The organism is Streptomyces sp. R-07 (assembly GCF_049913175.1).
Classification (GTDB): Bacteria; Actinomycetota; Actinomycetes; order Streptomycetales; family Streptomycetaceae; genus Streptomyces.
On sequence record NZ_CP183978.1, the window covers coordinates 160,909 to 179,232 of the forward strand.

Genomic DNA, 18,324 nt, shown 5'->3' on the forward strand with positions numbered 1-18,324 from the left:
TCAACTGAGGCCAGGGAAAAGGCCCGAGAGGGATGACGGGCGGCGTCGGCACCCATCCATCAGGAAACCTGCCCAGCGAACGTAACAGCAGGAAGAATGAAGTCACGAATCCTCAAAGGAGATTCATACTTTTCGGTGACCACTCCCCTGATTTCCTTGACCGGTGTCGCGCGCTACAGCGAGATTTTTCGCTGCATCCCGCCCGAATCACCGAATGGAACAACCGTATGAGACAGCCCCTGATCGTCGGACTGGGCCGTTCCGGGGCCGGGCTGCACCTGCGGGCCCTGCGCACCGCCCGCGACCGGTCGCCGGACGTGTGGCGAGGGCCGGTCGTGGCCGTCGACCCCCGACCCGGGGAGCGGGCCCCGGTGCCGGACGGGGTCACGGTGACGCCGTCGCTGGAACAGGCACGGGCCCTGCTGCCCCCCGACCGCGCCGTCGTCCATGTCTGCACCCCGCCCGCCACCCGGCTCGCCGTCCTCGCCGAGCTGTGCGCCGCGGGCTACCGCGACCTGATCGTGGAGAAGCCGCTGGCCGCCGGCGCCGGGGAACAGGCCGCCGTGACGGAACTGCACGACCGCCACGGGCTGCGCCTCGCGGTGGTGGCGCACTGGCCCGCCTCCGCCCTGGCCGACCGCCTGCGCGAACTGATCGGCTCGGGCAGGCTGGGGCGGCTGCTGAGCATCGACGTCACCCAGCACAAGCCGCGCTTCACCCGTTCGTTGCGCACCGACGACGGTCACCCCACGGCGTTCGACGTGGAGATGCCGCACTCCCTCGGCCTGGTGCTTTCGCTCGCGGGCCCGGCCGAGACGACCGGTGCCCGGCTGACCGACCTGCGGATCGGGGAGACGGTACGCCCCCGCCTGGGCTCCGCGCGGCTCGAACTGCTGCACGCGAACGGCGTGCGGACCCGCATCGTCTCCGACCTCACCGCCCCCGTGCGGGAGCGCAAGGCCGTCCTCGTCTTCGAACACGGCACCGCCGTCGCCCACTTCGCCCCGAGCGACGCCGACGACCACGTCCAGCTCGACGTCGATGGCCGGCGCGAGGTGTTCCGCGACGACGCGCTGACCGCGTTCCTGCACCGGGCCTACACCCGGTTCGACACCGTCCCCGCCGAGGACCCCTCCTGGGCGGCGAACTTCGCCCTGCACGCCGATGTGGTCCGGCTCCTGGACGAGGCCAAGCAGCACTGCGCGGACGACACCGCCGGCGCGCGGTACGAGGAGGCGCCCCGTGTCGCGGCCCGTTGACCTGACCGGCCGGATCACCGGCATCGGCGACGAGGCCGCCCCCGGCCTGGCGGGGCAGATCGCGGTCGCCCGCGAACTGGGCTGGTCCGCGCTGGAGCTGCGTACCCTCGACGGCACGGCGCTGGCCGACCTCCCCGCACCGGCCGTGCGGGACGCCGCCGGACAGCTGCACGCGGCGGGCCTCGGGGTGGTCTGCCTCGACTCCCGCATCGGCAACTGGGCGCGCCCGATCACCGGCCCCTTCTCCGCCGACCTGGAGGAGCTGGAGCGGCTCGCCGAACACGGCAGGGTCCTGGGCTGCCGCAGCCTGCGCGTCATGTCCTGGACCCGCGACGGGCTGCCCGAGGAGGAGTGGGCGCTCCTGGCGATCGACCGGATGCGCCGCCTGGCTCGGCGCGCGGAGCAGCTCGGCGTCGAACTGCTCCACGAGAACTGCACGGGATGGGCCGGCTCCGACGCCGCCCGGACGCTCCGGATGCTGGCCGAGGTGGACAGTCCGGCGCTGCGCGTCCTGTTCGACATCGGAAACGGGGTGCCGTACGGGTACGACGCCCTGGCGCTCCTCGAACGGCTGCTGCCGTACGTCGCCCACGTCCACGTCAAGGACGCGCTGCCGGGCGACCGGCCTGGCGAGGCCGTCTACACCCTGCCCGGTGAGGGCGTCGCCCGGGTCGCCGACTGCGTACGGCTGCTCGAGGACCACGGCTACCGGGGCGCGTACTCCCTCGAACCCCATCTCGCGGTGGTCCCGCACGCGGGGGTACGGGGGGAGGGCACCGACACGGCGGGCCCGTTCGTCCGGGCGGCCCGCCGCCTTGCGACCCTGCCTGTGCCACCTCTGCCCTCCCCCGCTCTCCCCGCCCCGGCCACCGCCCCCGAGCAGGTCCCTCCGGCCGCTGTCGACACGGGGCTGCTCCTGCACCTGCTGCACACCCCCACCGCGGGCCCCCTGGAGACCGGCCCCGACGCGCCCCACCATCTGACGGCCGCCCTGCACGCCTACGCCACGGCGGCGGCACGGCTCGGGTTCGAGGCGGTGCACCTCGGCTCCCCCGCCCCCGCGGCGGTGCTGCGCGACGACACCCCGCTGCCCGTACGACGCGCGGTCGCCGCCGACGCGTCGTTCCTGGCGCGCCAGCCGAGCCTGGTGCTGCGGCTGGGACCCGAACTGCCCCGGGAGCGCACGGTGATGTTCAACGTGCACCTGGACACCGTCGCCGGCGGCGAACCCCCCACGTACGACGGGGTCCGGTTCCACGGCCGGGGAGCGGTGGACGCGAAGGGTCCGGCCGTGGCGCTGCTCGCCGGTGTCGCGGCGGCCGCCGCGACCTGCGCGGCGATCGGCCGGGACGTCACCATCCTCGTCCAGGTGGTGGCGGGCGAGGAGGGCGGAGCCCTCGGCACCTTCGGCACCCGGCCGCTCGTCGAGGCGGGGTACGTGGGCCGGCTCAACGTGTTCTGCGAGCCGACGGGTCTGCGCCACCTTCCCCGCGCGACCGCCGCCGCCACCGCCCGTGTCACGGTCGACGGCGAGGACGCCGTCGACGACCGGCCCGGGGCCGGGCACAACGCCACCGTCCTGCTGGGCTTCCTCGCCCAGCACCTCGCCGCCGCCCTCGGCCCGGCCGCCCCGGGCGGGCCTGCTCCCACGGTCTGCGTGGCGGGGCTGCACACCGGCACGCTGCACAACAAGGTGCACGGAACCGGCAGCCTGCTGCTCAACCTGGCGTACGCCACCGCCGCGGCCGGGGCCGCCGCCGAGCGATCCCTCGCCCGGGCCCTCGACGAAGGGCTGCGGGAGTTCACCGCCCGCTTCTCCGGCATCCCCCTCTTCGCGCGGACCGCGTCCGACGCGGCCCAGATCACCCGACTGGAGTGGGAGAAGCGCGGCCTGCCCGCGCTGGGGCCCCAGCCGGCCTGGGGCGAGGAGCTGTTTGCCCGGGCCGGCATCGACCGGTGGCCCGACGACGAGCCGGGGTTCACCTGTGACGCGATCTGGCTGGAAGGCGCGGCAGACACCTTCACCACGGTGTTCGGACCGGGCTCGCTGGACGCCAACCGGGCTCACGCGGCGGGCGAGTTCGTGGATCTGGCCGACCTGGAGGCGTTCGCGGCCCGTACCGCCGCGCTGTTGACCGCCTTCGCCGATGACCTCCGGTACGGAGCGGTGGACCGCCCCTTACCGGCACTTACCGAGAAAGCAGGAACCGCATGACGTCCACGCTGTCCGACGGCCCCGCACCCCGGAGCGCCGACCCGGCGCCCGGCGCCGAGAGGGAGGTGACGGTCCCGTACGAGGCGCTGCTCGACGAGACCGCCGCCTGTTTCGTCCGGCTCGGCGTCCCCGAGGCCAGGGCCCGGCTCGCCGCCGAGGCGCTCTGTTACGGCGACCTGACCGGCATGGACTCGCACGGCGTGTTCAACCTGGACCGGCTCTACCGGCCGCTCCTCGAGTCCGGCGGCGCCGACCCGGTCGCCGAACCGCGCGTCCTGCGCGACCTGGGCGCCTGTGTGGTCCTGGACCACCGGCGGGCGCTCGGGCTGTGGGCCGCGTCGGAGGCGATGGACCTCGCCGCGGAGCGCACGGCCCGCTGCGGCATCGGGCTCGTCTCGGTGCGCGGCGCCACCCACTTCGGCTGCGCGGGCGTCCACGCACGCCGGGCCGCCGACCGGGGCATGATCGGCGTGGTGGCCTCCAACTGCGGCGGCCAGCGCATCGCCCGTCCGCCGCTCGGCGCCACCGCCCTCCTCGGCACCAATCCGCTGAGCGTGGCGGCCCCGGCGCTGGAAGGGCGTCCGTTCGTCCTGGACATGAGCACCACCGTCGTACCCACCGGCCGGATCCGTACGGCGGCCCGCGACGGGCGGGAGGCGCCCGAGGGCTGGCTCACCGACGACGCCGGGCGTCCGGTGCGCGACGCGGCCGCGTACGACCGGGGCGAGGCCTGGCTGGGCTGGCTGGGCGGCACCCCCGCGACCGGCGCGTTCAAGGGGTTCGGTCTCGGGCTCGCGGTCGAGCTGCTCGCCGCCGTGCTGCCCGGAGCGGCCACCGGTCCCGTGCCGTCCGCGCTGGAGGGGGACGGCAGGCCGGGCGGCAGCGACGACGACATCGGTTTCCTCGTCCTGGCGATCGCTCCCGGCGCGCTGCGCGACGGCTTCGCCGACGACGCCCAGGAGATGTTCGGCACGGTGCTGGGTTGCCCGCCGCTGCCGGGTCAGGGGCCGGTCCGCTACCCGGGCCACCCGGAGGCCGAACGCGCCGAGGAGCGGCGCGCGTCGGGCGTCCCGCTGTCCGTCCGGCTCCACGCCGAACTGACCGCCCTGGGCCTCCGGCTCCCGATCGCCCCGGAGGAGGCCCGATGACCCCGACCACCGGGGACGATCCGCTGCCGCACCTTGAAGGCGTCACCCGACCGTCGCCGTCGTCCCCTCGCCGTCTGGGGATCGCCGGGCTCGGTGTGATCTCCCGCTTCTACCTGGCCGCCGCCGAGTGGATGCCCGAGTGGGAGGTGGCCGCGGTCTGCGACCTGCGCGAGGAGGCGCTCGCCCCGCACCGGGGCCGGGTCGCCTGCCACACCGGCCACCGGGAGATGCTCGCCTCCGGGCAGCTGGACGCCCTGGTCGTGGCCGTGCCCAACCACGCGCACGCCGAGGTGTGCGCGGACGCGCTGCGGGCCGGTGTACCGGTGTGCGTCGAGAAGCCGCTCGCTCTGGACCCGGCGGACGGGCGGCGGCTGGCCGCGCTGTCACGGGAGCACGGCGTCCCGCTGTTCACGGCGTTCCACCGCCGCTACAACGACCAGGTCCTCGATCTGCTGCGCCGGCTGCCCCCGCCGGACTCTCCGGTGCGGGTGGAGTCCGTACGGGTGCGGTACCTGGAGCGGATCGAGGAACACATCGGCGCGGACACCTGGTATCTGGACCCGGCGCGCTGCGGCGGCGGCTGCGTCGCGGACAACGGGCCCAACGCCTTCGACCTGGTACGGCTGTTGCTGGGCGAGACACCTTCGGAGGTCGTCGCCGCGGAAGTGACCCGGGACGCGGCCGGTACCGACCGGCAGGCCGTGATCGAGCTGGCCGGACCGGGCGGACGGGGGCTGGTGGAGCTGGACTGGTCGTACCCGGGGGAGGTCAAGGACGTCCTGGTGCGGCTCGACGACGGCTCCGAGCTGTCCGCGGACATGCTGGACGGCCGCCCCGGCTTCAAGGAGTCGCTGTGGCACGAGTACGAGGGCGTCCTGCGGGACGTCGCCGGGCTGCGCGACCTGCCCGACCCGTCCCGGGTCGTCGAGGGCGGCCTGGCCGCCCTGGAGCTGGTCGCCGCCGTCTACGCCGCGGAGGCCACGCCCGGTCTCCCGGCGCCCCGCGTCGCCGGGGAACCGCACCTCACACCCCGAGCGGAGTCACGATGACCGCCTCCCCCGTCCTCCCCGCGTCCCCGCCCTCCCTGGACGCCGGCCGGCACGAGAACGGCGCCAAGCGCGCGGTGCGCGGGACCCTGGTCAAGGTGCTGCTGCACGAGCGTACGGACCGGGGCATGGGCCTGGAACCTTTCGCGGCTCGTTGTGTCCGCCGGGGCGAGGTGCACGAGTTGGTCACGACCGACCAGTGGACCGACGTGCCGGGCTCCCCGGTGGACCGGGTCGGTTTCCTCGGCTTCGTGGAACTGGAGCAGGGCGGTGTCCTCGACCGGGGTGACACGGTGCTGATCGGTGGGGAGCCGGTGGGCAGCGTGCTGGGCTTCGACGGCTGCCACCTGCCCAACCACTACAACATCCTGATCCACACGCCCCGGCTGCTGACCGGCCGGTCCCTGGCGCTCGCGCCGGAGACCCCGGTGGTCTTCGTACCGGCCGACTGAGGCGCACGCGCGAGGACGGCCGGCCGGCGCCCCCGAAAGGGGTGCCGGCCGGCCGCTTTCAGCGTCGGTGACGGACTCAGCCGAGAAGCTCGACGTCGGACTCACCGAGGTGGAAGAGACGTACCGCGTCGAGCAGCTCGTCCTCGGACAGCGTCCCGCTGTTGTCGGTGTCGATCTGCTTGAAGGCGGCGCGGGCCTCGCTCTTGCTCAGTCCGAGGGCCTGGAGCCAGGTGGCGAACTCCGCCTCGTCGATGACGCCGTCGCCGTTCTTGTCGGCCAGGGCCACGATGCCCTTGGTGACCGGGCCGAGGACCGGGTTGAAGGTGGCGGCGCCACCCTTGATGACCTCACCGGCGGCCTCGAGGAACTGCGTGCGGTCGATCGGGCCCTGCGGCGCGACGCCCGCCCTCTTGGCGAGGGTCTCGAACATGGCGAGGAAGCCCTTGTGCAGCTGGGCGCCCTTCGCCGACTCGGGGGTCTCGCCGAAGGCACGGGCGATCTTGGCGGCCTCGGCGGCGAAGTCCGCGGGCTCCAGCACGCCGTTCTTGTCCACGTCCCACTTGTCGAAACGCTTCGACAGACGCTCCTGGGCGACGCCGCTGACTGCCATGGTCATGAGTTTTCTCCTTGTGTTTCTTCATCGGTGCCGTTCCGGACGGGTGTCCGCACGGCCTGTCCCCGCTCCGGTCCACGCGTGCATGGACCGGACCGGAGGTCTGTGGGGCGTGACGCGGCGTCAGAGCCGCACCACGCGTCGCCCCTCCGCCGTTCCCCGGGTGTCCAGTACGGGGCAGGCGGCGGCGTCCCAGTCGGCTGACCGGTACTCGGAGTGCTCCTGGAGCAGCACCACGAGGTCGCTGCCTGTCAGGGCCTGCTCGCGGGAGCGCTGCCGGGGTACGGGGACCCCGTCGACTTCGAAGCGTGCGACGTACGGGTCGTGGTAGGAGAGCCGCGTTCCGAGGGCGCTCAGCGCACGGGCCACCGCGTAGGCGGGTGACTCCCGGGTGTCGGAGATGTCGGCCTTGTAGGCGACGCCGAGGAGGGTCACCCGGGCTTGTGCGGGGTCTTTGCCCGCCGCGACGAGCAGGTCGCGGGCCCGGCGGGCGACGTGCTCCGGCATGGCGTCGAGGACGGCGCGGGCGGCGCCCAGGGTGTGGAAGGTGAAGCCCTGTTCGGCGGCGTGGGTCATGAGGTAGCGGGGGTCGACGGGGATGCAGTGACCGCCGACGCCGGGGCCCGGCCGGAACGCGGAGAACCCGAAGGGTTTGGTGTCCGCGCAGCGCAGCACGTCCCAGATGTCGATGCCGACCCGGTCGCAGTACACGGCGACCTCGTCGACCAGGGCGATGTTGACGTACCGGTAGGCGTTCTCGAGGAGTTTGGCCATCTCCGCCTCCCGGGTCCCGGCGGCGACGACGACCTCGTCGACGAGTCGCTCGTAGAAGGCGGTGGCGTGCTTGACGCAGAGTTTGGTGCTGCCGCTGACGACCTTCGGCGTGGTGCGCAGGGTGTACTGGCGGTTGCCGGGGTCGACGCGCTCAGGGGAGTACGCCAGGTGGAAGTCCTCGCCGGCGCGCAGTCCGTGCGCTTCGAGGAGGGGCCGGACGATCTCCTCCGTGGTGCCGGGGTGGCTGGTGGATTCGACGCAGACCAGCATGCCCGGCTCCAGGTGACGGGCCACGGTGCGGACCGCCGAGGTCAGCGGTAACAGGTCCGGTTCCCCGGCCGGGGTGAGTCCGGTCGGGACGCAGATGACGACGGTGTGCGCTCCCGCGAGGATGCCGGGGTCGGTGTCGGCGCGGAAGCCCGCGGCGTACATCGCCTCGATGTCCTCGTCGAGGATGTCCTCGATGTGGGAGTGTCCCCGGTCCAGCCCCTCGACGACGTCGGCGCCGATGTCGTAGCCGACGGTCGTCAGCCCTGCCTCGCAGGCCCTGCGGGCCAGCGGGAGGCCGACGTAGCCGAGCCCGACCACCGCGACTTCTGTGAACATGCGTCCCCCAATGGTTGCGGTAGCTCCCCTCGTGATCCGGCCGTCAGGCGCTGAAGCTGCCACTGCCGGGCGCCACGTGGGAGCCGTGGCCGGGAGCGACCGCGAGGGACGGGCCGAGGCAGAACGGGTCGCCGTAGATGCGCACCGGCCTGTCGGTGGCATTGGTCAGCACGTGCGCCGCGCCCGGCAGCTTGTGGCAGCCCCTCGGGTTCTCGTACGCAGTCAGGGGCTGCACCTCCGTCTCGAAGACGGTGACGGTCCCCTCGGCCGCGATCGCGGGGGCCTGAAGGAGACCCAGCGCGGCGCCGGAGGCGAGGACGAGAGTGACGAGGGAACGCCGCAAGGGAGCTGCTCCGTAACTGGCCGGGCCACGGATGACCCCTGCCGCGAAGGAAGTTGAATCAGAAATTCCGTTTGCAGTTCTAGGATTGCACGCACTTCGAGGCTTAGGCGCTATAAATCACCCGCTTCCCCTGTATGAGTGAAATGTTCTGCTCCTGGTTCACGTGGCCGTCACGCCGGACGCTGCGCCGGCGCCCAGGACGGCCGTGGCCCAGGCGGTGACGGTGCGGCGGCAGACCTTGCCGGTGGGCCGCAACGGCACCCGATCCATCACCAGCAGGTACTCGGGGAACTTCCGCCGCTCCAGCCCTCGGGCTTCGAGGTGCGCGGTCACCGTGCTCAGGAGCGGCGCGGGCGCGCCCGGAACCGGCCGTACGCACGCGCACAGCCGCTCCCCGAACTCCTCGTCCGGCACGGGGACGCACACCGCCTCGGCGATCCGCGGATCGGTCCCCAGCTCGCGCTCCACCTCGGCCGGACTGATCGTGTAACCGCCCCGGATCACCACGTTCTTGAGCCGGCCGAGGACCCGCAGTCGCCCCGCCTCGTCGAGCGCCCCGAGGTCACCGCTGCGGACCCAGCCGGTGGCGGTGCGGTAGCGGGCGTCCAGGTCGGGCGCGCCCACGTAGCACAGCGGGGTCATGGGTCCCTTGGCCTGGATCTCTCCCGGCTCCCCGATGGCCGCCGGAGAGCCGTCCGGCCGGACGATGCGGAAGACGGCCACGGCGGGGTCGGGGGTGCCGGCGATGTCCCCTGCGGGGGCGACGGTATGACAGTTCACGCCGTCCGAGGAGCCGTACACGGTGACGACGGGCACGCCGAAGCGTTCCCGGCAGGCGGTCGCGGTGGAGGCGGGCAGCGCGGCGCCGCTGGAGACGACGGCCCGTAGGCAGGAGGTGTCCTCCCCCGGGAGGCGCGGCAGGTCCGCCATCCGCCGCAGCATGGTCGGTACCCCGAACACATGGGTGGGCCGGTGCTCGACGATCGCCCGGACCGCGTCGGCGGCGTCGAACCGCCCGCGCACGACCAGGGTCGCCCCGAGCGCGGCGAGCGCGACCGGGACGCCCAGGGAACCGTACGAGGAGGCCAGCGGGACCAGAACGAGGAAGCGGGGCGGTGCGGTCGGGAGTACCGCTCCGGTCGCGGTGAGGGCCCGCAGATACGCGGCCCGGCCCCCGGCCATGGCCTGGTGGCTGTAGGCGACCATCTTCGGCTCGGCCTCGGAACCGGAGGACACGAGGAGCCGTGCCGGGGCGGTGGCCCCGGCTGGGGGGTCGTTCGGGCGGAACGTCCCCCGGGATGTGGCGCGATCCAGCCGCCGCGCCCCGGCGACCTGATCGGTGGAGGTCGTGAACACGGCGCGCAGCCAAGGCAGTTCGGCTGCCGCTTCGAGGTCATCGGGTTCACTGAAGACCGCTCCGCCCGCTCTGGACCGGGCCAGGAGCGTACGGGTGTCGCGGACCCCTCCGCCGAGCGGGTAGGGCAGTGCGACCGCGCCGAGGGCGTAGACGGCGAGTTCCGCCGCCACCGCGAGGCGCCCGTTGGGCAGCCGGAGCGCGATCACGTCCCGGGCGCCGAGCCCGGCCTCCGCGAACAGGGCGGCGATGCGCAGCACCTCCGCGTGCAGCTCCCCGTAGGAGAGGCTGCCCTGTTCGTCCACCACGGCCTCGCGGCCCGGGGAAGCCAGGGCGTGTCTCCGGAAGAGCGTGAAGAGGTCGGCGTCGGGGCACAGGCCCGCGGTTTCCCACGCCCTGCGGTCGGCACGGGGGACCCGGTCGGGCAGGTCCAGGCCGTTCCGGGAGCGCCAGGGGGCCTCCCGTTCGGTGTGCGTCGCGGTCATCGGGTCCTGCCTTCTCGTTCCTGGGGTGGTCTTCGTGGGGTGGTCTTCGTGGGGCGTCTTCATGGGGGGCATGGGAAGGCATGCGGGGCATGGGGGGCTTCATGAAGCTGACGCTGGTGGCGAACGAGACCTGGCGGCCGGGCACGGCGAGACGATCCGGCTGCCGATCGGGAGTCGCGAGGAGATCTCCGTGTTGGGCCATGTGCCGGCGCTGCCGGCGTGCTGGGGCATACCGACGCTGTCGCCCGCCGACCGACGCCGCAGGAAGCGCGCGGAGGTACCCGGCTGCTTGTCGGCCACGCGGCGCGAGAGCAGTCGGGTCCTGTCCTGTTTGATCACCACGCAGTGGTGAGGTGCCCTGCCGATATCCATGCCGGTCCTGGTCCGGGCCCGGTCATGCGGGGGTCTCCTCCGTGAACGTCCAGGGCGTGGCCGGGCGGGCGTACGGGAGGTGCTCGTCCGGCGGGAGGACGGCCCTGGTGAACGCCGGGTCCGTGGCAAGGTCGGCGAGGTCGGTGCAGACGGCCACGGACGGCAGTCCGGCCGCCCGCAGTTCGGCCAGCCACTCGTCCGTCGAGCGGCTCTTCAGCCGTTCCCCCACCGAGTCGGCGCCGACGGCGCCGACCGTCCGGGCGACGTCACGGGGCCGGGCCCGCGCCTCGGCCCCCAGGTACAGCAGTCCGTCGGCGGTGGGCAGCGGGCGGTCCAGCGGGGACAGTCCCACCCGCCGGTCCGCGCGAGGGATCAGCGCCGCCGCGGAGAGCAGGGACGACGTCGCACGACAGCCGCGGTGCGTCCACTCGCGGGCGAGGAGGCCGGCGAGTACGGCCTGTGCGAGAACCAGGCCGCCCAGGACGTCCGTGACGGTCATCAGGGAGGGGGCCGGGGCCTCCCCGGCGGGCCGCAGGGCGGCGGCGAGCCCGCCGTGCACCTGGGCCAGGTAGTCGGTGCCGATCGGCGGGACGGTCCCGAGAGCGGAGCCGAAACCCGAGGCGGAGGCGTACACCAGGCGGGGGTTGAGTGCGTGCAGCGCGTCGGCGTCCAGCATGAGGTCCCGCGCTTTGCCGGGGGCCCAGTTGTGCAGGAAGACATCGGCGCGGGAGACCAGCTCGCCGACGGCGTCCCGCCCCTGGCGGGTGGTGAGATCGGCCTCGACGACGGGCTTGCCGTGGTTGAGCGCGGAGAACCGGACCGAGCAGCCCCCGGCGACCGGGGGCAGGGCGCGCTGGGGGTCTCCGCCGGGGGGTTCGACGCGTACGACCTCGGCGCCGAGCATCCGCAGGACGTGTCCGGCCATGGGGCCCTGGACGCGGCGGGCCGATTCGACGACCCGTACGCCGGCCAACGGGAGCCTGTCCCCGCGGGGCGCGGTCGCGGCCGGGGCCTGGTGGGAGGAGTGGGCGAGGGGGGCCGGTTCGAGGGCCCAGGGGGCGAGGCGGGGCGGCGCTGTCGTCTCCCCGACCTCGACGACCGACACACCGTGCGCTGCGCCCGCACGGAGTACTGCTTCCAGGGGGTGGGCCAGGACGACGGCACGGAGTTCCGGTGGCAGCGGGCAGACCGCTGTCCCGAAGCGGGTCTGGAAGGGCAGCCAGCCGCGTCCCGCCGTCCGGGGCGACACACCTAATCGGCGCCAGAACCCGGCCCAGGCCGTCGGGTCGAGCGTCTCGATCTCGACGCGCGCGGCGTCGGCGGTGACGAGCGTCGCGAGCCCCGTGCCGCTTCCGGGCAGCGGCGGGTCGCCGTCGTCGGCGGCGGCAGTGGCGGCGGCGAGGTACTGGGTGACCGTCAGGAGCGCCCCTTGGGCGAGGGAGGTGCCGGTCCGCAGCGGCGGGCGGCCCTGGGCACGGGCGAGCAGGGCCGCCGTCGCGCCTTGGGCGGCGAGAACGCCGGTCACGGTGGAGACATAGTCCGCGACGAGCGGCGCGGGGGTGCCCGTGGCCCGGCCGTGCACCTGCATGACACCGCACGCGGCCTGCGCCGCGCGCTCGTCACCCGCGTCGACGCCGACCGGCCCGGCACCGCCGACGGTCCACCGGGGACGGTCCGCAGGGCTGGCGGGCAAGGCGTCGAGCGTGCGGCCGAGCAGCTCCTCGGCCACCGTTCGGGCGGTACGGGCGGGCGCGGACACCGTCCTGGTCCCGGCCTCGTCGGTCAGGCTCACGTGCGCCGACCGCCTTCCCCGCCTCGTCGCATCGCGCACCTCTCCACACATCGAAACGATCTTCCGCCGGAGAGAACAGCGCGAGGGCGGCCGGAGGCACGGCACCGACACCGCTTCATCCCCAAGGACCAGGTTTCGCATGACTGTCCGAGGGGACGCCGACGGGGACGGCCACGGCGGAGGGACGCGGGCCTGGGAGCAGCATCCCACTGGCGGTGGCCCCGGCACCGTACGGAGCGGCGGTACGGGAGGCAGGGAGCCGATACGCCCGGGTGGCGACTACTCGCCAAGAGACGCTGCTGACATTGGCGGTGCGGCCCGCGGCCCAGCGGCTGTACCTGCACGTGGAGCGGTCGTGGGACGGACTGGACGAAGTCGAAGTCCTCCTGTTCCGGCTGAATGGGTTCGGCTTCGCGATCAGCGAGCACGACGGCAATCCGCTATGCGTCTCGTATGTCTGGCTCACCCAGCCTCACGAGCAAGCCGCCAAGGTCCTGGGCATCCTCATGGAGGCAGTCAGGATCGGTCGTTGGGGTGCTTCAGGCGGCCAGTCGGTCCGCGGCGACCAGCCAACGCCAGCGCGGACGCTCTGTGACGAGGGTGGCGGCGGCCAGCAGGGTCACGGGGACCGCCGCCCAGGTGGGCCAGGCCAGCCACGAGGAGACCACGGCCGCGGTGAGCTGGAGCAGCACCAGCAGGATCGTGGCCCAGCCTGGCACCGGGATGATCACGTTGGCCTTGTCCCCCGGCGTGGAGAACAGCGTCGGTAGGCCGATCAGGACCACCACGGACAGGGCGGCGAGCAGCCAGCCCTGGCCGGCCAGGGCCCAGGGGGTCGCCACCCACGCGACGAGCTCCGTCGCGAAGCGCAGTGCGGACGCGGCCCGGTCGTCCGGTCGTCCCGTGGTCGTTTCCCCACCAGCAGCGTTGGTCACCCGCGGACGATCTCACGGCGCACGGTCGACCGCCAAGGGTTCGGGGGCCACCGACGCGCCATGGCCCTACAGCAGGGAACGCACGGGAAGCTACGCGCTTCGGACGGACGGTGACCGAGCCCGGCACGAGGACGACATCCCGATCCTTCGCGCCGAGCTGTACGACGACGTGGTATCTGCCGTCCGCCGGAACGGTTTCACTGGGGGCTGTCACAACACCTCGCCCCTGCGGTGCTGCGGGCATGCCAGACGGGCGATGGTGACGTCTCGGAGAGCCGCCGGATCGGCGGCTCGATGAAGCGACCGGCCCGGCTCGACAATTCAGCACGAACGGACCAGATGTCGGCTCGCCGCGTGCCGCCGGCTTCACCGCTACATCTCGCTTGCGAAAGCCAAGGTCACCTGAGGCAAGATGCTCCCATGAGCATGGACCTGGAAAGCAGCGTGGCCGAAGTCATCAAGCGAGAGTTGCAGTTGCTGAGTCCGGCCGGGCGGTCATCCAGGGCATTGGCGGATCAACTCCTCGATCCGGAGTTCGTTGAAGTAGGTGCCTCAGGGCGTAAGTGGGATCGCCAGTCGATGCTCGCGGCGTTGCCGGTCATGCAGGGTGCAGCCGACGATGGCCCCCAGTACGTGCATACGGAGATGACTGGCACTGTTCTGGCGCCGGGGATTGTGCACCTGACGTTCGAAACCACGCTTGATGGCCGACGGGCCCGGAGGAGCTCGATCTGGCGGAAGTTGGACGACGTCTCCGGGTGGCGGATGTACTACCACCAGGCCACGCCTGTGCCGTAGAACACGGTCGAGTCGGCTGCCCCGGCGGGCACCGTCGTCGGCGTCGGGTTCGTGGACGACGCCGCGGCCGGCACCACGGTGGCGGTCCGCCCCGGCCGGGGCAGCACCTGCCCCCGAGGCCGTGACCGCCATCGCGGCGAGGGTGGCAGCGTCCACTCGCCACGTCTGACCCACCGACCGGGCACCATGACAGCAAGGGTGCCAAAGAAGCGAAGTCTTCAGGCAGTGACCTGGGTTCGGGGCCCGTTGGACGCGGCCAGCGAGTTGCGGTGGAATTCCGTGCGCCGCACGTCAACGGCCGAACCCCCGCCCTTCCACATGGGAAGGACGGGGGTTGCGGTGAGGAAGCCGCGCTCGCCGACCAGGGCGGTGAGGTGCGGTGCCCCCTCCGGCACGTCATCCGTCTGCGGCGTCCTCGGTCTCCTCCCAGCGCAGCAGGTCGCCCGGCTGGCACTTGAGCACCTCGCAGAGCGCGGCAAGCGTCGCGAAGCGCACCGCCTTGGCTCGGCCGTTCTTGAGCACCGCGAGGTTGGCGGGCGTGATCCCTACGCGCTCCGCGAGCTCGCCCACGGACATCTTCCGCCTGGCCAGCATCACGTCGATGTCAACGGCGATCGGCATCAGATCACCTCGTCCAACTCGGCCTTCATCTGCGCCGCTTCGACGTCGCGCGCGACGGCCTGGGCGAGCAGCATGCGCAGGACGAGCACGATGAGCGCGACCCCCAGGATGGCCACTCCGACCCCGGCCATGATCACGGTCACGCCCGGGTCCTCCCGCTGGCCCGGCGCGTTGATGGCCGTGACCGCGAACCACACGAGAGCCGCCGCCACGATCGCGCCGATCACACCGTCCACGTACCGGAAGGCGGCAGGGGAGAACACCGTTCCGCGTCGCACCATCGTCACCAGCCGCCATACGCAGACCAGGGCGACCTGAGCCGACACCATGCCCAGGATCGTGATCACGCGCAGCGGGGTCAGCGGGAGCGATCCGTCCTCCGGGTCGTTCCCGCTGACCAGCACCCACACCATCATTGCCTGTACGAGCACGGTGCCGGCCAGCACCACCGCGAGCACGGCACGCAGTGCACCGACTGCCAGCTTTCCCATGGACCATCCCTCCATCGAGTTACGATGGGAATCTATCGAATCTCGATAGGTGAGGCAAGAGGCCTGCTGACCCGGTAGCTCCCCTCACCGGAGGAGGAGACGAGGAACATCCGCCGGGACCCGGTGGCGACGGTCGGCTCGTGCTTGAGCACCACCTGAGGCCGGGTGATCAGGGTGCGGGCGATCGTCCCACGCTGCTGCTGCCCGCCCGAGAGCCGACCGGTTGCGCCAGTCTGATGGGGCTGGGCGGTTCCTTCGGTGGCATCGCGGCCCTGACCGTGGTCCTCGTGGTGATGGGAACCATCGCCCTGGCCACCGTCCAGCGGGCCCGTGTATTCGCCCTGTCGCTGGCGATCCGGTGGTTCGGGCAGATGGTCGAGCGCGGTTCCGTACCCACCCGGGTCACTCTGGATGCGGGGGCGCGGTTCCGTACTCACGCGGTCTCTCTGGATGCGGGAGCGCTGCCGATGCCCGCCGCCCTCTGCGTCGGTCTGCTGTCCGCGCTCGGCACCGGACAGCAGACCGCACGCAGGCCTGCCAAGCTTCGCCCCGGTCAGGCCCTGGGCGAGGCCGCGCTGGAGCGCACGCGGCCGCGAGCGCTCCAGCGCCACGCCGCTCAGTCGAGTCGGAGTTCGACCATCGCGGCGAAGCGTGCTCCGGGGTCGTTCACGTCCATCTCGGCGATCTCCGCCGCTCGCCGGAGCCGGTACCGGAACGTATGGGGGTGCACATCGAGCGAGGCCGCGGCGCCCAGAACGTTCCCGTGACCGTCCAGCCACGCGGCCAGGGTGTCGACCAGAGTGGTGCCGTTCTCCAGGTCGTGGGTGCGCAGGCGCTCGATCGGTCCGGCCAGGAGTCCGCCTTCGGCGCGGAGATGATCTCCGACTTCCAGGAGCAGCGCATCGACCTGGACGTCCGCGAACCGCGCGACTCGCCGCCCGGGCCGATGCTGGAGCACCCGCAACGTCCGGTCCGCGTCGTGCCGGGACCGGGCCAGCTCGGCAGTGTGCGACGCGTCCGCCGCGCGGCCGATACCGAGCACCGCACCTCCCAGTCCGTCCCGGGACCGGCGCAGCAGGTCCTCCGCGATCCTCTGCGCCTTCCCCGCCAGGTCGTCGGAGCCTCCGCCGGAGGTGGAACCCGGAATCACCGCGTAACACACGTCGCCCACCACCGCTCCCACGGATCCGGGGGCGACGACCGAAAGATGGAACACGACGGCGTCGGTGGTGCGCTCCAGCACCTGGCGGCGCGTGGGCCCGCCCTCCGTACCGGCGGCGGTCGCCGCGGGGACCGCCATGCCCATCACGGTGACCGGCCGGCCGGCCAGGCCGAGAAGCTCGATCGCCTCCGGCGCTGCCGGGCCGGCGGCCAGTGCAGTGGCGATCAGGTCCGCACGTACCTGGCGGTCCGCGTCGACGCCCACCCGGTGACGCAGCAGGTGGAGCGCGACGACCTTCGCCGCGTCGCTGGCATGTACCGCCCGTACACCCTTCGAGCGTGACTCCCTGACCGCGGAGGAACGCGGTCTTCTTGAGAACGGCGAGGCTTCCCGCCTGCCAGGGCGCCGATGGCGCCCCGCCTCCTTCCGAACCGTTTCTCCTCGATGGGAGTCCTGTGACCACGCCCGTGACCCCGAGCGCGTCGCGCGAGCGGCCGGTCGGCCGCGCCCTGGCCGTCGTCCTCGCGCTGCTGACCGTCTTCGGGCCGATCTCGATGGATCTCTACCTCCCGGTCCTGCCCGCCCTGACCGGCGACCTGGGCGCGGCCACCTCGACCGCGCAGTTGACGGTCACCGCCTGCCTGCTCGGTCTTGCGCTCGGCCAGGTCGTCGCCGGTCCGCTTTCGGACCGGCTCGGCCGCCGACGCCCGCTGCTGATCGGTGTGGCCGCGTACATCGTCACCGCGGTGCTGTGCGCGGTCAGTCCCAGCATCGGGACACTGATCGCCGCCCGCTTCGCACAGGGGCTCGCCGGCGCGGTCGGCATCGTGATCGCGCAGGCCGCGGGCCGCGATCTCCACTCCGGCGGCAAGCTCGTGCGGTACTACAGCCGCCTGACCGTGATCGGCGGTCTCGCCGCGATCGTCGGGCCCGTGCTCGGCGGGCAGCTCGCCTCCGTCACCGACTGGCGCGGCCTGTTCGTCTTCCTCGCGGCGGCCGGCGCCGCGATCCTTGTCGCCGTCGTGGTCGTCTTCCGCGAGACGCTGCCGCCGGACGAGCGGGCCGCCGGTGAGTTCCGGCAGACCGGCAGGGAATTCCGCCGGCTGCTGTCCGACCGGGTGTTCCTCGGTGCCGTTCTCGTGATCGGGTTCGTGTACGCCGCGCTGTTCGCCTACCTCAGCGGCGCCACGTACGTCCTCCAGGGCGTCTACGGGCTCTCCCCGCAGGGCTATTCGTTCGCGTTCGGCCTGAACTCGCTCGGCTTCATGGGGTTCGGTTTCGCTGCCGGCCGCCTCTCCGGCCGCTGGTCGGAGAAGGGCACCCTGCTGATCGGCCTCCTCATGTGCGTGGCCGGGGCGACCGGCGTGCTCGTCACGGCACTGGTCGAGCTCTCCCTGCCGGCCCTCGTCGTCTCGCTGTTCGTCCTGGTGAGCGGCGCGGCGACGACGACCCCGCCGGCCACCTCCCTCGCCCTGGCGAACTATCCCGGCATCGCCGGCACCGCCTCGTCGCTCCTCGGGCTCGCGCAGTTCGCGTTCGGCGGTCTCGCCGCCCCGCTCGTCGGCCTCGGCGGCGCCCGTACCGCCGTCCCGCTCGGCGTGGTCACGGTCGCCGCCGCCGCGCTCGCGGCGTGCGTCCACGCCGTGACGATCCGGCGCCACACCCGGGTCCCGCATCGCGCGAGCGCGTGGGGCGAGCCTCTCGAGCGGGTGACAGCACCCCTCTGACCTGCCGAGTCACCGCGGGGCGTGTCCCTTCATGGGGCTGGTGTCCGAGCAGAGCCTGTACAACCTCACCGCCCGCACCATCGAGCTCGAAGTGATCCCGGCGCTGCGCCCCTACGGCATCGGGCTGATCC

General features: G+C 72.9%; 17 protein-coding genes and 1 pseudogene. 8 read left to right on the forward strand and 10 right to left on the reverse strand.

The features are described 5' to 3' along the window. Nucleotides 1–227: 227 nt before the first annotated feature. The 5 genes from ACN9M0_RS00845 to ACN9M0_RS00865 are packed head-to-tail and all read left to right on the forward strand — an operon-like array spanning nt 228 to nt 6,120. Nucleotides 228–1,259 carry a Gfo/Idh/MocA family protein gene (locus ACN9M0_RS00845; RefSeq protein WP_426402893.1) on the forward strand — a complete coding sequence of 344 codons (1,032 nt, stop codon included), beginning with the start codon at nt 228–230 and terminating at the stop codon, nt 1,257–1,259. After that, a complete protein-coding gene (locus tag ACN9M0_RS00850; RefSeq protein ID WP_426402894.1) occupies nt 1,243–3,474 on the forward strand; it encodes a M20/M25/M40 family metallo-hydrolase in 2,232 nt (743 codons plus the stop codon). Before ACN9M0_RS00845 ends, ACN9M0_RS00850 begins: the two co-directional genes overlap by 17 nt. After that, entirely contained in the window at nt 3,471–4,622 is a 1,152-nt protein-coding gene (locus ACN9M0_RS00855) for an Ldh family oxidoreductase (RefSeq protein WP_426402895.1), read from the forward strand. Before ACN9M0_RS00850 ends, ACN9M0_RS00855 begins: the two co-directional genes overlap by 4 nt. Next, nucleotides 4,619–5,671, forward strand: a complete 1,053-nt coding sequence (locus tag ACN9M0_RS00860; protein ID WP_426402896.1) for a Gfo/Idh/MocA family protein — start codon at nt 4,619–4,621, stop codon at nt 5,669–5,671. Before ACN9M0_RS00855 ends, ACN9M0_RS00860 begins: the two co-directional genes overlap by 4 nt. Further along, nucleotides 5,668–6,120: a DUF6917 domain-containing protein gene (locus ACN9M0_RS00865; protein WP_366042776.1), complete on the forward strand. Its 453-nt coding sequence runs from the start codon at nt 5,668–5,670 to the stop codon at nt 6,118–6,120. Before ACN9M0_RS00860 ends, ACN9M0_RS00865 begins: the two co-directional genes overlap by 4 nt. A gap of 76 nt (nt 6,121–6,196) precedes the next feature. On the opposite strand, the gene ACN9M0_RS00870 is transcribed toward ACN9M0_RS00865, so the two are convergent. The 6 genes from ACN9M0_RS00870 to ACN9M0_RS00895 all read right to left on the reverse strand — a co-directional run bounded on the left by ACN9M0_RS00870 (nt 6,197) and on the right by ACN9M0_RS00895 (nt 13,394). Further along, nucleotides 6,197–6,736, reverse strand: a complete 540-nt coding sequence (locus tag ACN9M0_RS00870; RefSeq protein ID WP_366042767.1) for an EF-hand domain-containing protein — start codon at nt 6,734–6,736, stop codon at nt 6,197–6,199. Between the two features lie 120 nt (nt 6,737–6,856). Beyond that, nucleotides 6,857–8,113: a nucleotide sugar dehydrogenase gene (locus ACN9M0_RS00875; RefSeq protein WP_426402897.1), complete on the reverse strand. Its 1,257-nt coding sequence runs from the start codon at nt 8,111–8,113 to the stop codon at nt 6,857–6,859. 43 nt (nt 8,114–8,156) lie between these two features. Then, the gene (locus tag ACN9M0_RS00880; protein WP_366042765.1) at nt 8,157–8,456 is read right to left on the reverse strand and encodes a hypothetical protein; all 300 of its coding nucleotides are present in this window, start codon (nt 8,454–8,456) and stop codon (nt 8,157–8,159) included. Between the two features lie 159 nt (nt 8,457–8,615). Further along, entirely contained in the window at nt 8,616–10,295 is a 1,680-nt protein-coding gene (locus ACN9M0_RS00885; protein ID WP_426402898.1) for a class I adenylate-forming enzyme family protein, read from the reverse strand. Between the two features lie 394 nt (nt 10,296–10,689). After that, nucleotides 10,690–12,459, reverse strand: a complete 1,770-nt coding sequence (locus ACN9M0_RS00890; protein WP_426402899.1) for a CoA transferase — start codon at nt 12,457–12,459, stop codon at nt 10,690–10,692. 539 nt (nt 12,460–12,998) lie between these two features. After that, nucleotides 12,999–13,394, reverse strand: a complete 396-nt coding sequence (locus ACN9M0_RS00895; RefSeq protein ID WP_366042762.1) for a hypothetical protein — start codon at nt 13,392–13,394, stop codon at nt 12,999–13,001. A 109-nt stretch (nt 13,395–13,503) separates the two neighbouring features. On the opposite strand from ACN9M0_RS00895, the pseudogene ACN9M0_RS00900 reads away from it, so the two are divergent. Both ACN9M0_RS00900 and ACN9M0_RS00905 read left to right on the forward strand, forming a co-directional pair. Continuing rightward, a pseudogene (locus tag ACN9M0_RS00900) lies at nt 13,504–13,590 on the forward strand (GNAT family N-acetyltransferase); the annotation flags it as partial. A 224-nt stretch (nt 13,591–13,814) separates the two neighbouring features. Then, nucleotides 13,815–14,192, forward strand: coding sequence for a DUF4440 domain-containing protein (locus ACN9M0_RS00905; RefSeq protein WP_426402900.1), 378 nt, complete (start codon nt 13,815–13,817; stop codon nt 14,190–14,192). A 396-nt stretch (nt 14,193–14,588) separates the two neighbouring features. Here ACN9M0_RS00905 and ACN9M0_RS00910 read toward each other — a convergent pair whose 3' ends face one another. Genes ACN9M0_RS00910 through ACN9M0_RS00925 form a run of 4 tightly spaced genes read right to left on the reverse strand, consistent with a single transcriptional unit; the run spans nt 14,589 to nt 16,730 of the window. Beyond that, nucleotides 14,589–14,813: a helix-turn-helix domain-containing protein gene (locus ACN9M0_RS00910; protein WP_366042758.1), complete on the reverse strand. Its 225-nt coding sequence runs from the start codon at nt 14,811–14,813 to the stop codon at nt 14,589–14,591. Further along, complete coding sequence (locus tag ACN9M0_RS00915; RefSeq protein ID WP_426402901.1) at nt 14,813–15,304, reverse strand: DUF2975 domain-containing protein; 492 nt, start codon at nt 15,302–15,304, stop codon at nt 14,813–14,815. Before ACN9M0_RS00915 ends, ACN9M0_RS00910 begins: the two co-directional genes overlap by 1 nt. A 32-nt stretch (nt 15,305–15,336) precedes the next feature. Then, on the reverse strand, nt 15,337–15,915 hold the full coding sequence (locus ACN9M0_RS00920; protein ID WP_426402902.1) for an ATP-binding cassette domain-containing protein: 579 nt from the start codon (nt 15,913–15,915) through the stop codon (nt 15,337–15,339). 5 nt (nt 15,916–15,920) lie between these two features. Further along, nucleotides 15,921–16,730: a PucR family transcriptional regulator gene (locus tag ACN9M0_RS00925; RefSeq protein WP_426402903.1), complete on the reverse strand. Its 810-nt coding sequence runs from the start codon at nt 16,728–16,730 to the stop codon at nt 15,921–15,923. Nucleotides 16,731–16,921: 191 nt separating this feature from the next. On the opposite strand from ACN9M0_RS00925, the gene ACN9M0_RS00930 reads away from it, so the two are divergent. Beyond that, on the forward strand, nt 16,922–18,193 hold the full coding sequence (locus ACN9M0_RS00930; protein ID WP_426402904.1) for a multidrug effflux MFS transporter: 1,272 nt from the start codon (nt 16,922–16,924) through the stop codon (nt 18,191–18,193). Nucleotides 18,194–18,324 lie beyond the last annotated feature (131 nt).

Coding starts and splice junctions, on each gene's coding strand:
- ACN9M0_RS00870 (WP_366042767.1), bottom strand. CDS start 6,736: ATGACCATGGCAGTCAGCGGCGTCGCCCAGGAGCGTCTGTCGAAGCGT.
- ACN9M0_RS00860 (WP_426402896.1), top strand. CDS start 4,619: ATGACCCCGACCACCGGGGACGATCCGCTGCCGCACCTTGAAGGCGTC.
- ACN9M0_RS00905 (WP_426402900.1), top strand. CDS start 13,815: ATGAGCATGGACCTGGAAAGCAGCGTGGCCGAAGTCATCAAGCGAGAG.
- ACN9M0_RS00885 (WP_426402898.1), bottom strand. CDS start 10,295: ATGACCGCGACGCACACCGAACGGGAGGCCCCCTGGCGCTCCCGGAAC.
- ACN9M0_RS00855 (WP_426402895.1), top strand. CDS start 3,471: ATGACGTCCACGCTGTCCGACGGCCCCGCACCCCGGAGCGCCGACCCG.
- ACN9M0_RS00910 (WP_366042758.1), bottom strand. CDS start 14,813: ATGCCGATCGCCGTTGACATCGACGTGATGCTGGCCAGGCGGAAGATG.
- ACN9M0_RS00875 (WP_426402897.1), bottom strand. CDS start 8,113: ATGTTCACAGAAGTCGCGGTGGTCGGGCTCGGCTACGTCGGCCTCCCG.
- ACN9M0_RS00845 (WP_426402893.1), top strand. CDS start 228: ATGAGACAGCCCCTGATCGTCGGACTGGGCCGTTCCGGGGCCGGGCTG.
- ACN9M0_RS00865 (WP_366042776.1), top strand. CDS start 5,668: ATGACCGCCTCCCCCGTCCTCCCCGCGTCCCCGCCCTCCCTGGACGCC.
- ACN9M0_RS00915 (WP_426402901.1), bottom strand. CDS start 15,304: ATGGGAAAGCTGGCAGTCGGTGCACTGCGTGCCGTGCTCGCGGTGGTG.